This is a genomic window from Blautia intestinihominis (assembly GCF_040096655.1).
Taxonomy (GTDB): Bacteria; Bacillota; Clostridia; order Lachnospirales; family Lachnospiraceae; genus Blautia_A; species Blautia_A intestinihominis.
The window spans coordinates 1-15404 of the sequence record NZ_JBBMEI010000076.1 but is presented as its reverse complement, the minus strand read 5'-3'; the positions used below and the strand labels follow the sequence as shown (position 1 = coordinate 15404).

Here is a 15404-nt window from a genome sequence, read left to right as displayed (position 1 = left end):
TGCGATTTCGATGTCACTTTTGAATCCCATAATGTTACCTCCCGCGTTTTATTTTAGTTTTATTTATAACTAGAGGGTTTTCCCCTTTTTTGTATCAGAGGTTTGACATGATAAAAATCTCAGATTGCTTTTGCAAAAGCTTTCAGTGATCCGATGATCACATCTCCCATAACAGCCATGTCTTCTGCCTGGAAGGATACCGGGAAATTGTCGGAGAAGAGGATCTGTGAGGACGGTGGAAATTCATCGTCTCCCTCCCACAGGATCATCTGCACCAGGTATCCCGGAAAGATCTCAAGCTGATAAGCAATGTCACCGTGCTCTACCGGAACACAGTGGATGTGTTCCATGATCGCCTGAAAATCTTTGATGCGGTTTCCGTAGGAAAAAGCCAGTCGTTTAATGCATCTTCCATCAAACTGTCTCAGGTAGACTTCTCCCCACGGCATTTCGCGATAAGTTTTGAATTTGCCGGTGCCGGTAGATGCGGCACCGTTCAGCAGAAAGCGAATCGTCAGAGTTCTGGCATAAACCATGGTTTCCAGCGGGTAAAATCCCATATCGTCTGCCTCGTGGCTAACCTGAAAATCCGGCCAGGAAATCTGATACGTCGTTCCGAGGAATTTCAGAGTAAAAGATTTCTCTTCCTCATTGTAGGAAATGCCAAGTCTCTCGGCGATTTCCTTCGGATCAGCCTCCTGATACTGGCTCAGATAATGTTCCCACGGGAGACGCTCTTTGCTGTCTTTTCCATATCCCAGTTTCTCTCCCACAGATTCCATCTCTGCCGGATCAAATATTGTTTTTACATCAGAACTCATAATTCACCTCTTAAATTTTAAGTATTATCATCTCCACGAATTGCTTCGCTGTTACGCAGTTTCACGATTCTATCTCTGATGAACGTTTGGGAACATGGATGCATCGGTATGTGGGATAAAGCATGCTCCCACGAATTCATCCATGTAAGTCGGAACTGTTGAAAGTTCCATATAAGTCATATTGGCTGCAAGATCATATGTTTTCTTTTCGGCTTCTGTGGAATAAAGCATCAGGTATGCACCAGTCAGGGAAGAGTTTCCGATGTAGTGGAATTTCTCCAGCGGAACATCCGGGAACATTCCGATATTGACTGCATTCTGCATATTGATACCACTTCCGATACCGCCTGCAACATAAACATCATCGATCATTGACACATCGAAATCCAGAGAAGAAAGCATCGTTCTGATCGCTGAGAAGATTGCTCCCTTCGCACGGATAAAGTTGTCAATGTCGACTTCTGTGATCTCTACATCCTTGGAAGAACCAGCTTCTTCCTCAAACGCGATCACATAGCTTCCCATTCCATAATGGTCATGACGGATCCTCTTGCCTTCGCGGACAAATTTGCCCTTCGGATTGATGATTCCTGTCATATAAAGCTCACTAATCACATCTATGATACCGGAACCGCAAAGACCGACCGGTTTGGTTCCCGGTTCACCAACGATCTTGTATGTAGGTTCCATAGTTTCCTTGTCAATGGTACATGCCTCGATCGCACCGTCTGTCGCACGCATACCACAGCTGATATCTCCACCCTCAAAGGCTGGACCTGCAGAGCATGCACAGCTCATCATGAAGTCAGAGTTACCAAATACAAGCTCTCCGTTGGTACCAAGGTCGATGAACAGAGAAAATTCCGGTCTGTTCCAGATCATACTTACCAGAGCGCCTGCCGTGATATCTCCACCTACATAGCTTCCGATATTCGGAGCCATGATGATGTGTGCATCTTTGTTGATCTCGATGCCTACATCAGATGCAAACATGGAGTTTGTCTTAAAGAATGCCGGGATGTATGGCTCTGTACGAAGATAGTCTGCATTGATCCCAGCAAACAGATGGTTCATCGTCGTATTAGAAGCCACGCACATACGATAGATCTGATTTTCCGGAAGATGGATGCTTCTGCACATCTCATGGATCATCGGATTGATCGTCTCTTTGATCACGGCATCCTGTAATTTCTTGATTCCACCTGGTTTTGTCGTCTCAATGATACGGTTGATGACATCCGCGCCATAACGGATCTGTCCGTTTCCGGAAGAACTCTTGGCAAGGATCTCGCCTGTCGCCATATTGATGATCACAGCAGAAACGGTCGTTGTACCGATATCCACTGCCAGACCGCCCATGATAACATCTTCTTTGCTGTCAAAGATGTCATATACAAACATGTCATTCGGTGTCACGCGAACAACACATTTGACAGAAAACTTGCTCGCACGAAGTACATCCGGAAGCTTACGGAGAACAGCATACGGAACTCTGATCCGGTTAAGGTTCATAAATTTCCGAAGTGCCCTTGTCAGTCTCTCAACATCCGGCATAGTATCATCCAGAGATGGTTCTGCCATCTGAAGTTCCACAACTTCCAAGCTGTTTCTGAACTGGATTCCGGTTTCTTCGATCTGAGATTTTGCTTTTTCAAAAATTGCAATTTCTTCTTTGGAACTTAAATCTGCCACTTTCATTCTGCTCTTGTATGCAGATGCGATATCCGGCACCAGTACCTCCACGTCGGCACTGATCTTGCTCATGCAGGCAAGACGCCAGCCTTTTTCAAATTCCTCATCAGAAATATGAAGTGTCTTCTTGGAGTCCACTTCTCCGCCTTTTAACTGTACCCGACATTTTCCGCAGGCTCCATTTCCGGAACATGGAGCGTCGATTGCCACGTTTGCGCCACGTGCAACTTCGAGTAAATTATCCCCCGCATTGGCAAATGCTTCTACCTTACTGCCATCTTCAAATGCAAATGTCACCTTAAACATGCGGTAACCACCTTTCTCGCCTTGTGAATTTTTGTTTTTCACCTGTGGCACTGGGAGTCAGACCTGACTGAATTGATAAAAAAAGCCAGAGGCCGCGAAGCCTCCAGCCTTTTTTTGTCTACAGCCGTAAAAAAGTCAGACTGATTAGATTTCCAGATAGGAATCTGCGTACAGGTAGTTGTTCTTAATGATATCGCAGGATTTGATTGTTTCCATCAGACGCAGGTCGTTAGGGTTAACGATTGCGGATGTAAGTCCCTGCATCATAGCCATAGCTACCATAGCGGAGTCCATGATCGGACGGATGTGTTTCGGCATACCGTTGGAGTTATTGGAAAGACCACCGGTGCTCTTCATTCCCATATCAGAGATCATTTTGATGAATTCAAGAACTTCCATCTGTTTGTCCTGCATTCCTTTGATAACCAGGAATAACGGGTCAAACCACATGTCGTTCTCAACGTCCATACCATGCTCCATACCTCTCTCCATCAGAGTCTGCATGTACATCATACGTTCGTCATTGTCTTTTGCGATTCCTTCGCCGTTGCAAAGTGCGATAACGATTGCATCGTTAGCTGCTGCAACATCAACGTATCCGATTCTTCCAGCTGCGTCAGCGGAGTTTACGATCGGTTTTCCTTTGGAACGGTTGTATACGGAGATACCAGCTTCGATAGCTGCAACGTTGGAAGTATCCAGTGCCAGCGGAACATTGTCGAAGTTGCCCTGCAGAAGTTCTACAGCCCATTTCATCAGTTCCGGTCCATCGTTCTCAGCTGGTCCGATGTTTACATCAAGATATGTAGCACCTGCGTCAAGCTGCTGTTTTGCTCTCTTGAGGATCGGCTCAGGATCTCTCTCTGTGAATGCTTTATTTACTGCTGGTGCTGTTGTGGAAAGTCTCTCTCCAATTGTAACAAATTTTGCCATACCCTGAATCTCCTTTTCATTTTTATGTTTCAGGGAGGTTCACTCCCTGAACATTATTTTATTTTTATGCGGCAATTATGCCTGCATATCCTTTAAGAATTTTACAAGCTGTACTGCTTCTCTAGGTCCTACGATGATCTCCCATCCCGGAAGTTTAGCTTCAAGGTCGCCCTTGAGGACTGCTACTTTACCAGGGATAACGAGCTTACGGCATTTAACCTTCGGCTCAACTTCTTCTTTAATGTACTCAGAAATGCTGGTGCTGGAGAATTTACCTGCAGCCCAGGATGTCAGTACGGAAAGTCCGCCTGCATCGTTGATAACCAGGTTAAGCGGAACACCGGAACGCTCCAGCTCTCCGGAAACTACGAAGTATGTAAGAGCGAAGTCTACGGTTGTAACAACGAGGGAGTTCTCGTCTGCACCGTTGAGTGGGTAGATACCCGGCTCTACTTTCATCGGCTTCTGCGGGTCTGTGTAAACGTTCTGACGAAGACCGAACAGCGGAAGTGCCTCTGCATATGTCATCTGCTCCATAACGATGATGGAACCATATTTCATTGTAAATACGGAAGCAAGTGCTGCCTGTAAATGATAGTCACCCTTAGCAAGTTTAACCAGGTTTACGATAGACGGATATCCGAATGTTCTATCCTGGTCTTTCAGAGCTGCACGACGAACCTGTACAGTGTTTGCAAAGGTTTCTTTGATGTCAGCGCCTGTTGTGTCAAGAACAAGGTTCTTGTTGCCAAGTTTTTCAAGAGCTGCTACGGTATCATAGAGCTCGTTTAAGTCTTTTCCGGATACTCCGAGAACTACGCCAGCTTCTGTAGCAACTGCGTTCATTGCTTCATAGTTGTCAGCGTTAGCTCCGTTAAGAACCGGTTTGCCATCCTTGCATACTTCAAGAGCAGCTTTAGCGATCTCAGGATCTGTACATCCAAGAACGAGAGTTCTTCCAAGGCCTTTTGCTTTTTCTACAAGTGCTGTGTATTTGGCAGCATCTGCATCTGCGCTGCAGTTTACGTATACAAGTTCTACATGCATTCTCTCACCGATACGGTCATAGTCTACATGTGGGATTGCTGCAAGCTTCGCATCAACTTCTGCATCATCCATGCATGTGCAAAGAGATACAGCGTATCTTGGTTTGCTTACGAATGTTTTTTCATGTCTGAACAGAACGGTCTCTCCTCCGAGAGTGAACTCTGCATCGCCTGTTCCGATCTTGATTGTCTTCATCGGCGGAGCAGTTGCCTCAGACAGGGAAGCCAGTGCTTCGTCAGACATATGTGGACACTGTTCGATCTGCATAGCGCCCTGTGCAACTTTCATAGAGAAAGCCATACATGTCGGACATCCACATTCCTTACAGTTTTTCTTTGGTGTTAATTTAAAAATCTGAATACCATTCAGTGCCATAGCTATTTATTCCTCCTATTATTCCTTAAGCAAGTGCTTTGATCAGTTTGGAAATTGTCTTAACAGATTCCGGATGTCTTAAGATTACGGCATCAGAACCAGCAGCAAGGTCTGCTGCTGCAGTCATAACTTCCATATCGATTCCACGCTCGTCTGCTGATCCCCATTCAGGCATATCAGCTTCAGAAGCTGTAGCTTCTTTTACTGCCCATGTCTCTGCGGATACTGGAGTAATAATAGGCATCTGCAGCATATTGTCGCTCTGACCTAATGCTGCACCTTTGATACGGTCCATAGTAGAAACTACGTACTCATATCCGTAACCAGCTGCTGCACTACCGATGTTCATAACGATCTTCTTCGCATCAACACCAAGCTGTGTAGTAACAACGTTTAACTGTTTTGCAAGGTTGATATCAACGGCTGATTCAGCACCAACGATCTGATTGTAAGCAAGACCTGCTGCTGCACCGATTGCTTTGTAGTTTTCTTCTTTTTCGGAAAGAAGAAGTGCGTTTCTTCCCTGAAGAACTTCTGCAACTTTCGGGAGAAGTTCCGCATCCTTCTCTACGTTCTTGCATCCTTCTACAACAAGTGGACAGTCGATAGCGCCAGCCACTTCTTTAACAACCTCGATAAGTTCTTCGATAGATTTGTTTGCTCCGTTCGGGTCTCCACCATCCAGGATCAGAGCAACAAAATCAGCTCCTTCAATAGCTGCTGCTTTCTGAGCGATCTCAGCCATTGTTGTAGCTCCTTCATAATAAGCTTTTACACCTTCTGAAAATTCATCCAGTCCAAGGTCAGAGATCTCTACACCGATTTTGGCTGTGTTCTCTGTTGGTGCATCAAATGTGTAGAACGGGAAAGAATTTTCTCCACCGATTGTCACAGTCTTATCTCCGCTTCCGATTGTGACAGCGTTAATCTTTGCATTAAATTTCTGTGGTTTCTGATTAAACGGCATTTCTCATAAGCCTCCTCTTAATTATTAATAACTCAAATAGCAAATAGCATTATACTACATAAAATCGCCAGTTACAAGGGAAGTTGGCTATTTATGTTAAAAAAATATCAAAAATTGTAACGTAATGCATTCCATAAACAATTTAAGATTAATCTCCCAGGGAATGAATGCAAGCATTCATTCCCTTTGCGGAGATTACATCATCGGATCCATTCCAAGTGCCGGATGTCCCTTTTCTGTCAGGAATGCTACCAGTGTTTCTGGATCTTCTGCTACGGTCTCATCACCGATCATGTCTGTGAAGTTTTCGATTCCGTAGAGTTCCTGAGCTGTCTTGTTCAGACGTTCTGCTACGAATTCTTTCAGTTCTTTTGGCATCCATACGATACGTTCGATACCGCCTTCAGCCTTCATGAATTTCTTAGAGGAGATGAAGTGTTTTCCATGTCCCATGAATCCAGGAGTCTGAACACCGCCGCCTGTCATGGAAGCCATTTCTGGGAAGGTCATTCCAAGAGGTGTCATGCCTGCATACTCACGGTTAGCGATAACTACACCATTGGAGAATGGCTCGATACCACAGATACATTCGAAGCATCCACAGGAAGTCATAGGATCCTGCATGATGGAGTACAGTGTAACGTGCTCCAGAGCACCCTGTGAGAATTTCTGAACTGCTTCATCAACGTCTTCGTAAGAACCAAGGTTCTCATCGATCGGACGCTCTTTGGTGATAACCTGGCAAGGTCCGTTAGGATCAAGCTGATGTGTAGCTTTTGCATCCAGCCATGAAACGGCACCGCAAAGACCAAGTCTCTCTGGTGTTACTACGCATACGTGGCTTGGAGAGAATGCCTGGCAGAGGATACAGCTGTAGTATACATCTACAGACTCATCTGTCAGAGTGTCGAGACGCTCATCACGTTTGTCGAAGATCGGGATAGCAACTTCATGACGTACTCTTGTACATTCTGCCGGATCTGTATAGATAACAACTTCACATTTGTCAACAACTGCGTCAAATTCGTTCTTAACAGAAGCGTAAAGAACTTCACCGATATGTTTGATCTTGAATCCTGCGTTGAATGCATCAATGCTGATACGGATACGCTGCATATCACGCTGTCCTGTGTGGTATACACCCTCGATGCAGTTGATGTAGTTGTGGAATTTACGCTCGATAACCGGCTCAAAGTCTGGCTGCATGTTCTTGCCTGCAACTTTGACAACATATGCGATGCTGTTCTTGCTTCCAAGTTCCATGTCGTCTACTTCCGGTCCAACTACTGTGATCTTGTGGTCTTCTACTTCAGAAGCGTCACAGGTCTGTACAAGCTCTGCACAGTCAACACGGGAACCATCGAATTCAACCTGCATGTCTTTACGACGGATGATCTCACCTTCGAATGCGGATGCGAAAGCAACCGGGATATCGATGTTTGTGATCTTGATCTTGATGTCACGTGCTTCCAGGGATGTAGCATTGAATTTGCTTACATCTTCCTGAACGATAAGGCTCTTCGGTACGCGGAAGATATTCTCTGTCTCGTTTGTAACTACCGGGAATCCAAGTGCGATAGCACCTGCACCACAAGCTACGATCACGTCATCCAGAGGTTTGAATGCGTTTACAAATGCCGGTACACGGTCCATTGTGTATTTCATCAGTGTGCCTGCATCTCCAGGTTTTACGTTACCGAAGATCAGAGCTGCACGAAGTGCTACAGATACTACATGGATAACTGCTGTAACGTCTTTGCCAAGCGGGATAACACGAACATTTGCGCCTGTCTTCATTCCAGCCTCTGCAACCTGGTCGATGATTCCGCCAACCAGTGTTACGAGGATACCCTGTGCCTGATAGCTCTTAACAAGAGCAACACCTTCTTCTGTTGTAGGAGCAGCTCCGAGGATTACTGCTACACCAGGGATATCGCCTGTTACAAGCGGTACACCAAGTTCACGGATCACTGCATCTGCAAGATGTCCGTAGCATGGTTCTTCGTATGGTGTTGCACCATCAATATATTTCAGGACTTCGATGAACTCTGCGCAGAGTGCTGTAGCAACACCTGACATGAATGCATCGTTTAATCTTTTTTCTCTTGTCATAAGTGTTTTAACAACACCAAGAGCTTCTTTTAATTCTTTTAATGTTGTAACTTTTGTTCCTGTTACAGCATAATAACATGGAAGGCTGTAAGCGGTGTTCGGGAAGCTGACAGCTTTGTCTTCGCCGTACTGAGCGATTGCTCCGTCGATAGCGCCCTCTGTTAAACCATATACAGCATCATTTCCGCCGAATACTCTATCAAATAAAGTCACGTTAATACCTCCTGTTTTTAAAGACTTGAGTTCTGGTCAATCTTTTCTTTTATTTTTGTTATTTCAGCCGTTACAGTCTGGCTGAAATCGTAAGGGGATTTTCCCTGACGGTCAGCGTCTATAACTTCTGTGTTGTAGTGGATCATTCCAAGAAGATCTTCTGCCGGGATTCTGGAACGGATGAATGCTTCATCGTCCTCGTTCCTTACTTTATTTGCCACAACTTTGACCTGTGCGACACCGAGATCTTTGGCAAGTCGTTTTACATTTTTGTAGGTCTGCACACTTCTTGCCCCTGGTTCAATCACTACAATAAATTCATCCATGCTTTCCGTGGTGCCCCGGCCCAGATGCTCCAGACCGGCTTCCATATCAAGGATCACCACATCGTCCCTGTGAATCACAAGATTATTAATGATCCGTTTCAACATGACATGCTCCGGACAGACACAGCCGCCCCCGCCTGTTTCCACGGTACCAAGGACAAGCAGTTTCACGCCATTGCAGGTCTTGCCGTAGGTATCCGGGATATCGTCTACCTTCGGGTTCAGTTTATAAAACTGATTCTGACTGTTGGCTCCGGTACGCTCCTCCACCAGCTTACGCATTCTGGAGATCGGTACGATGGAATCCAGTGTTTCCTCGTCAAATCCAAGTGCCAGACCGAGATTTGCATCCGGGTCTACATCTGCCGCAAGGACCTTCTTTCCTTCGTCTGCGTATAATCTGGCAAGTGTTGCCGCAAAAGTTGTCTTTCCTACTCCGCCTTTACCGGTTACTGCTATTTTCATAAGTTAATCGCGCCTTTCCTGCTATCAGATGCCGAGAGCTGCTCTCTTCTCTTCGATTCTCTCGATCATCAGATCGCCTAATTTGTCAATGTCTTTTTCTACTGTGTAAGCAGCTTCTACCCAGTCACGAACACCTTCGGTAAGAAGTCCTGCCACCTGATCAGATCCGGATACATATGGATCTACGCCAAGGAAGGTATCAAGACCTGTTGCTACTACGTAGTTTCCGATGGAAACAGCTTTCTCAGACATCCACTCAGGAGCACATCCTACTACTGGAAGCTGGGAAATGTTAAGTCCGGAATCCTTTGCAAGTTCAGATGCGAGGATCAGCATACGGCTGATATCTACACAGGATCCCATGTGTAATACTGGCGGGATGTCCGCAAGCTCACAGACACGTTTCAGTCCTGCACCGCAGAGATCTTTGGCAGCTTTGTCCATAAGGCCTGCTTTTGCAGCTGCCTGTGCTGAACATCCGGAAGCGATGATAACGATATCGTTTGCAAGCAGTTTCTTCATCAGCTCGATATGAGCGGAGTCAGGTCTGATCTTCGGGTTGTTACATCCAACCATTGCAACAGCACCACGGATAACACCAGATGTGATGCACTCAAGGAGAGGTTTGGTTGTTCCTGTTTCATCTACCTGAGAGTTTGTTACACCGTCAAGTGTCTTAACGATTGCTTCAACAGAGTATCCAACAGTTGCTTTCTGTTTCATATCCGGGATATATACGAGATCCGGTTTTCTGTTCTTGAAGTTCTCACATGCCAGTTTAACGATCTGACGTGCTTTTTCTCCTGCTGTGCCTGCGCTGAATTCGATGAATTCGGAATCTGGCATCTGACAGATCGGAGAAGTTGTGATGAATTTAGTATGGAAACATTTGCTCAGAGGTCCTAATGCCGGGAAGATACACTGAACGTCAACAACGATCGCTTCACATGCACCAGTCAGAACAACGTTTTCCTGCTGTAAGAAGTTACCAGCCATCGGGATACCACGACGCATAGCTACTTCGTTTGATGTACAACATACACCGGAAATAGTGATGCCTTTTGCACCCATGGATTTTGCGTAGTCGATCATTTCTTTGCTGTCTGCAACTTCACAGATCATCTCAGAAAGGCTCGGATCATGTCCGTGTACTACGATGTTTACGTTTTCTGCGTTCATAACGCCAAGGTTTGCTTCTGTTTCGATCGGCTTCGGAGTTCCGAACAGTACGTCAGAGAACTCTGTTCCACACATGGAACCGCCCCATCCATCAGAAAGTCCGTTACGAAGTGCCTGACGGATCAGTGCCTCCGGTTTGCAGGTGTTACCCATATGGGTCATATGTAATGCACAGGAAACCTCACGGTCGATTGCTCTTGGCTCGATTCCTGCTTCGTGCCACAGATCCTGTGTATGCTGAGGTGCTCTCTTAAGCCATCTGGAAAAGCCTCTGATCTTTCCGTATTCTTCCTGAGCCAGGTCAGACATCTCATGAGCAAGATCGTAGATGTCTTTGCCTTCTGTCTCAACGCCCCATTCTTTTGCGATACGGATCAGTTTCTCAGGATCTTTTACCTGATAGTCGCCGCCTTCTTTTGCATGTCCGAGGGTGATACAGATCTCACGTCCATGATCGGAATGTGTAGCTGCTCCGCCTGCTGTGAAGCGAAGGAAGTTTCTTCCTACGATACCGTGTGCATCGCATCCGCAGATTCCTCTCGGAGCCTTTGGAGTAATACGACATGGTCCCATGGAACAGATACGGCAGCAGATACCCTGCTCACCGAACTTACAGTGTGGAGTCTGGTTTTTTACACGGAACTGCCAAGCGTCTGCGCCTACCTTTGCGCCAGTTTCCAACAGTCGGTTGGTAGCAGCTTCAAATTCTTCCACTGTAGTTAATTTGAATTCACTCATTATAGACCTCCTTTTATTATACATGATGAGTCATGTATTTTTACCTTTCTATAAAGTTTTATATAATAACCCTCCAGACAGAACCCATCCCCGCCCATGGGTTATTTTCCTGTAAAAAATCTGCTGAATCCTGTATTGTTCAGCATCTGTTATAAATTCTCCTGCTGTGATCGCAGGAGAATCATGATTATAAACTTAACTTGCCGGCAATTTCCCTTAATGCCTTCTTGACCGGATTGTCCTCCGGAAGACTGGCTGTAGGTTTGCCATCACAGTCATATTCATAAACAGTTTCATCCTGCGGTACTACGCCGAGAAGATGAAGTCCCTGATTGGCGATCTCTTCTTTGATTCCGTCATTCAGTTCTCCCTTCGGTGCACGGTTGACGATCAGTCCTACCGTGTCCGGTTTCATTCCGCATTCATCGATCAGTTTCGCGATCCTTCCAACAGCCTGGATTCCTCTTCGGGAGCAGTCGCTCACCAGGATCGCAGTCTGCATGGACGGAAGAACGCCTCTGCTGATATGCTCCATACCTGCTTCGTTATCTACTACGATATATGGATAATGATTCTGATACTTGGCAAGCTGAGCCTGAAGCAGGCCGTTTACATAACAGTAGCAGCCCTTTCCCTGTGTTCTGCCCATTACGAGCAGATCAAAATCATCTTCCTCAACCAGTGCATCCTCAAATCTGAGTTCAGCATAATCTGCCTTGGACATTCCTTTCGGAATCGGGCTTTCCTTTGCGATCTCTGCCTGTGCGATCTCCTCACGTACATCACCGAGAGTTGTGTCAACCTTTACTCCCAGGACTTCGTTCAGGTTGGAATTCGCATCTGCATCAACTGCAAGGATCGGTCCTTTGTTCTGTTCGCAGAGATACTGGATCAGCATTCCACATAAAGTAGTTTTACCTACGCCGCCTTTACCGGCGACAGCAATCACATGTGCCATAACTTAAAGAGTGCCTCCTACTCTATTTTCATATTAATGTACGCATGCCAGATGCATTGATGATCTCGCTTACGTCTTTCCATTTATTCAGCGCATACAGGTGGATACCTTCTACGCCAAGAGCACGGTATTTGTCAATCTGCCTGATCGTGTACTCAATACCGGCTTTCTTGAAATCTTCTTTCTTCTGTTCAAGGTTATCGTCGAATGGTGCTTTATCGAACGGATTCGGGAAGATCCAGTATTTAGAGATAAGTCTGGAAAGTTCTCGATCCATAACACAGCCATTACGTGAAAGAGCCATGCTGATCGTAGCTGCCTGATCCAAGATCGGCATGATCCCTACATCGATCGGCATCGTGACACCGGCCTTGCGGATCTTGTCCTGCCAGCGTGCGAACTGCTCCATATCCCAGCAGAGCTGCGTCATGATATAGTCAGCACCATTGTCCTGTTTCATCTTAAGGACGGAAACATCTGCATCCAGGCTGCGGCATGCGATATGCCCTTCCGGCGAACCTGCTACTGCAATTTCAAACTTGTCTCCAAATTCCCGGCGGATAAACTTGACAAGATCTGTCGCATAGTTAAAATCTCCGCCTGTGGAGTGTTCTCCTCTCGGGAAATCTCCGCGAAGAGCAAGGATATGATCAACGCCCTCACTCAGGTATGTCTCAAGCTGATCCCTGATTCCTTCTTTGGTGTTCTTGATAACCGTAAAATGAGTTACCGGAACAGTACCGGCTTTCTTTACCATCTGGCATACTTCTCTGTTCGCTCCTACATTGCCGCCTCCGGCTCCGTATGTAACAGAGATATATTCTGGATCAAACTGACAGAGATGCTCGATCGTTCCCGGAAGATTCTCCATGCCCTTGTCGGTCTTGGGCGGAAACAGTTCAAAAGAAAGAAGTTGTCTTTCTTTCATCAGCTCAGTCAATTTTACTGATGCCATAGCTGCACCTCCTTATGCAATTTTATTTGATTCTTGTAAGTCCCGGACGATCAGTCATCGCAGCAAAGCTTTACAATGCTGTTTGCCAGGTCTACCATAAGGATATGTCCCTCTACGACACGCTCATCTCCCATAATGTCTCTGAGCACCAGTTTATTTCCATCTACATCAATTCTGGATACATTCTTAAAGATAACAGAATTATCGCTTTCTTTGTATACAGTTGCAAGACACATAACTCTCACCTCCGCCGTTCTGTTGTGTCATATTATTGTGTCATATTAAAATTCAAGATTACCGTTCACAGTAACAGATCCTATTTCATTTCTTCCTTAACAAGTGTAAGTGCAAGTCCCAGGCGCATGTTGCCCTTCTGGAAATCTGCAACTGCTTCCTTGATTGTCTTGGCTGAACTTGCAAGTCCCATCTTCTCCAGGTTATCGGCCATCTGGTCAAGCTCTGCTGCGTGATGCTCATTGTGCTGCAGCATGTAAGTCAGAAGTGCTACTGTCTCTTTCTTGCAGTCTCCGCCCTCACAGGATCCACAGTGTTCCTGGCTGGAACAGCTGCTGTCGTGTGTATGTGCATGTTCGCCGTCTCCGTGAGAATGAGAATGTGTATGAGTCACACCATCCGCATGTGTGTGTTCGTGTGTGTGTCCCTCTGTATGTTCGTGTCCATGCTGGACAAGGTTTCCGTTTTCATCTTTTATTAAGTGCATTGTCTACTCCTTTCTGCACGAATCCCTGTCAGTCTGTCTTAAACGTGACAAACTTCTGACAAGAATTTATCAATTAAATTCATTATACATCTTTTGTTATAGTTAATCAAGGCTATATTGAGAAAAACCGCACAAAAATCATTCCTGTTTCTATTTCTTTTTTTGCATTTTTTCGCATCTGCCGATCATTTTTCTCGTTATATAAATAACGTCATCGTTTTAATATTAACAATCTTTATTTTCACCTTTTTTCCATGCCTATGTAACTTCATGTATTAAATATTTAACATATTTGATGTTCTTCTTTCACATTTTTATGTTATAATATATAAAAATTTTCAAATTGATAAGCAAGGAGGAAGCATTTTGACTACTTCTGTATTCTTAAATAATGACAGAACCATACCGCTTCTGGGATTGGGTCTATATAAAGCCACCGCTGACGACGAGGCAGAGAATGCCATCATATCCGCAGCCAAGAACGGCTATCGCCTGTTCGATACTGCTTCTGCATACAAGAACGAAGAGAGTGTCGGACGTGGTATTGCACGATGCGGAGTTCCGCGTAAGGATCTTTTTATCACCACCAAGATCTGGAATAACGCACAGCGTCTCGGAGATGTGGACGGGGCTTTTGAGCGAAGCCTTGACCGTCTTGGTCTTGATTATATCGATCTTTATCTGATCCACTGGCCGGTTCCGGGATGTTATCTCAATACCTGGAAGGAAATGGAGAAATTTCTTGAATCTGGACGGGCTCTTTCTATCGGTGTCAGCAATTTTGAGATCCGTCATCTTGAAGAACTTCGTAAGGTATCCGGGATCATTCCTGCAGTCAACCAGATCGAATGCCATCCTCTCTGCTATCCGCGGGAGCTCATTGAATACTGCCAGGCAAACGGGATCCAGGTACAGGCTTATGCTCCACTGGCGCGAGGCGCTTATCTGGACAATGATATCCTCTGCGTACTTGGTACGAAATATGCACATACGCCTGCTCAGATCGGACTTCGCTGGGCTGTTCAGAAGGGTATCTCCGTAATTCCAAAATCCACCCGCCCAGAGCGTATTGCTGCCAATGCACGTATTTTTGATTTTGAGATTGAGCAGGAGGACATGGATCTTCTCGACACGCTCAATCAGAATTACCACAGTTCTCATGTTCCGGAGGATCTGAGAGATACTATTTTTTGATTATTTTCATATTATACGCGGTCAAAAGCCGGTTGATCACCTTTTGTGTATGATCGACCGGCTTTTTTAAGCCTTACATTCAGTTATTCGAAGATATCTTCTCTTGTGATATTCTTTGCCCATTCTCCCTTGCGGTAATGACGGATGACCCATGGCCATTTTACAAATTCATCGGTGCACAGAAGGAAATATACCCAGAGCACCGGAAGCTTCAGCACGAACGCCGCAAAGAATCCAAGCGGTACTGCATAGACCCACATATCGATCGTATCACAGATCAGACCGAATTTCGTATCGCCTCCTGCACGGAAAACCCCGGCGATCAGCGCTGTGTTTACCGCAGATCCCATGATATAGTAGCTGTTGATCAGGAGCATATATTCCAGATAGTGCATTGCCGTA

Annotated in this window: 13 protein-coding genes and 1 pseudogene; 1 reads left to right on the top strand and 13 read right to left on the bottom strand. The window is 45.6% G+C overall.

Features of this window, described 5'->3' with window-relative positions; all coding sequences use genetic code 11:
• Window positions 1-119: 119 nt before the first annotated feature.
• The 12 genes from WMO75_RS16285 to WMO75_RS16230 all read right to left on the bottom strand — a co-directional run bounded on the left by WMO75_RS16285 (window position 120) and on the right by WMO75_RS16230 (window position 13808).
• Window positions 120-821, bottom strand: a complete 702-nt coding sequence (locus tag WMO75_RS16285) for a DUF3786 domain-containing protein (protein ID WP_227222452.1) — start codon at window positions 819-821, stop codon at window positions 120-122.
• A 69-nt stretch (window positions 822-890) separates the two neighbouring features.
• Window positions 891-2819 carry a corrinoid activation/regeneration protein AcsV gene (acsV, locus tag WMO75_RS16280; protein WP_022213889.1) on the bottom strand — a complete coding sequence of 643 codons (1929 nt, stop codon included), beginning with the start codon at window positions 2817-2819 and terminating at the stop codon, window positions 891-893.
• A gap of 144 nt (window positions 2820-2963) precedes the next feature.
• Complete coding sequence (acsE, locus tag WMO75_RS16275; RefSeq protein WP_022213888.1) at window positions 2964-3752, bottom strand: carbon monoxide dehydrogenase/acetyl-CoA synthase methytransferase subunit; 789 nt, start codon at window positions 3750-3752, stop codon at window positions 2964-2966.
• A gap of 75 nt (window positions 3753-3827) precedes the next feature.
• The gene (gene acsC, locus WMO75_RS16270) at window positions 3828-5174 is read right to left on the bottom strand and encodes an acetyl-CoA decarbonylase/synthase complex subunit gamma (protein WP_022213887.1); all 1347 of its coding nucleotides are present in this window, start codon (window positions 5172-5174) and stop codon (window positions 3828-3830) included.
• Window positions 5175-5199: 25 nt separating this feature from the next.
• Window positions 5200-6141 (bottom strand): acetyl-CoA decarbonylase/synthase complex subunit delta, encoded by a 942-nt coding sequence (acsD, locus tag WMO75_RS16265; RefSeq protein ID WP_022213886.1) that lies wholly within the window; start codon window positions 6139-6141, stop codon window positions 5200-5202.
• A 195-nt stretch (window positions 6142-6336) separates the two neighbouring features.
• Window positions 6337-8466 (bottom strand): acetyl-CoA decarbonylase/synthase complex subunit alpha/beta, encoded by a 2130-nt coding sequence (gene acsB, locus WMO75_RS16260; RefSeq protein WP_227222450.1) that lies wholly within the window; start codon window positions 8464-8466, stop codon window positions 6337-6339.
• Window positions 8467-8483: 17 nt separating this feature from the next.
• Entirely contained in the window at window positions 8484-9257 is a 774-nt protein-coding gene (locus tag WMO75_RS16255; protein WP_022213884.1) for an ATP-binding protein, read from the bottom strand.
• A gap of 24 nt (window positions 9258-9281) precedes the next feature.
• Complete coding sequence (gene cooS, locus WMO75_RS16250) at window positions 9282-11174, bottom strand: anaerobic carbon-monoxide dehydrogenase catalytic subunit (protein WP_118698747.1); 1893 nt, start codon at window positions 11172-11174, stop codon at window positions 9282-9284.
• A 187-nt stretch (window positions 11175-11361) separates the two neighbouring features.
• Window positions 11362-12132 carry an ATP-binding protein gene (locus WMO75_RS16245; protein ID WP_118698748.1) on the bottom strand — a complete coding sequence of 257 codons (771 nt, stop codon included), beginning with the start codon at window positions 12130-12132 and terminating at the stop codon, window positions 11362-11364.
• A 28-nt stretch (window positions 12133-12160) separates the two neighbouring features.
• Window positions 12161-13087 carry a methylenetetrahydrofolate reductase gene (locus tag WMO75_RS16240; protein WP_118698749.1) on the bottom strand — a complete coding sequence of 309 codons (927 nt, stop codon included), beginning with the start codon at window positions 13085-13087 and terminating at the stop codon, window positions 12161-12163.
• 50 nt (window positions 13088-13137) lie between these two features.
• Window positions 13138-13323, bottom strand: a complete 186-nt coding sequence (locus WMO75_RS16235; protein WP_022213880.1) for a CooT family nickel-binding protein — start codon at window positions 13321-13323, stop codon at window positions 13138-13140.
• Between the two features lie 80 nt (window positions 13324-13403).
• Window positions 13404-13808: a DUF8180 domain-containing protein gene (locus WMO75_RS16230; RefSeq protein WP_022213879.1), complete on the bottom strand. Its 405-nt coding sequence runs from the start codon at window positions 13806-13808 to the stop codon at window positions 13404-13406.
• Window positions 13809-14174: 366 nt separating this feature from the next.
• Here WMO75_RS16230 and WMO75_RS16225 point away from each other — a divergent pair, with 366 nt between their 5' ends.
• On the top strand, window positions 14175-15002 hold the full coding sequence (locus tag WMO75_RS16225) for an aldo/keto reductase (protein WP_303223262.1): 828 nt from the start codon (window positions 14175-14177) through the stop codon (window positions 15000-15002).
• Window positions 15003-15085: 83 nt separating this feature from the next.
• Here the strand turns inward: WMO75_RS16225 and WMO75_RS16220 are convergent.
• Window positions 15086-15404: pseudogene (locus WMO75_RS16220) on the bottom strand (MATE family efflux transporter); the annotation flags it as partial.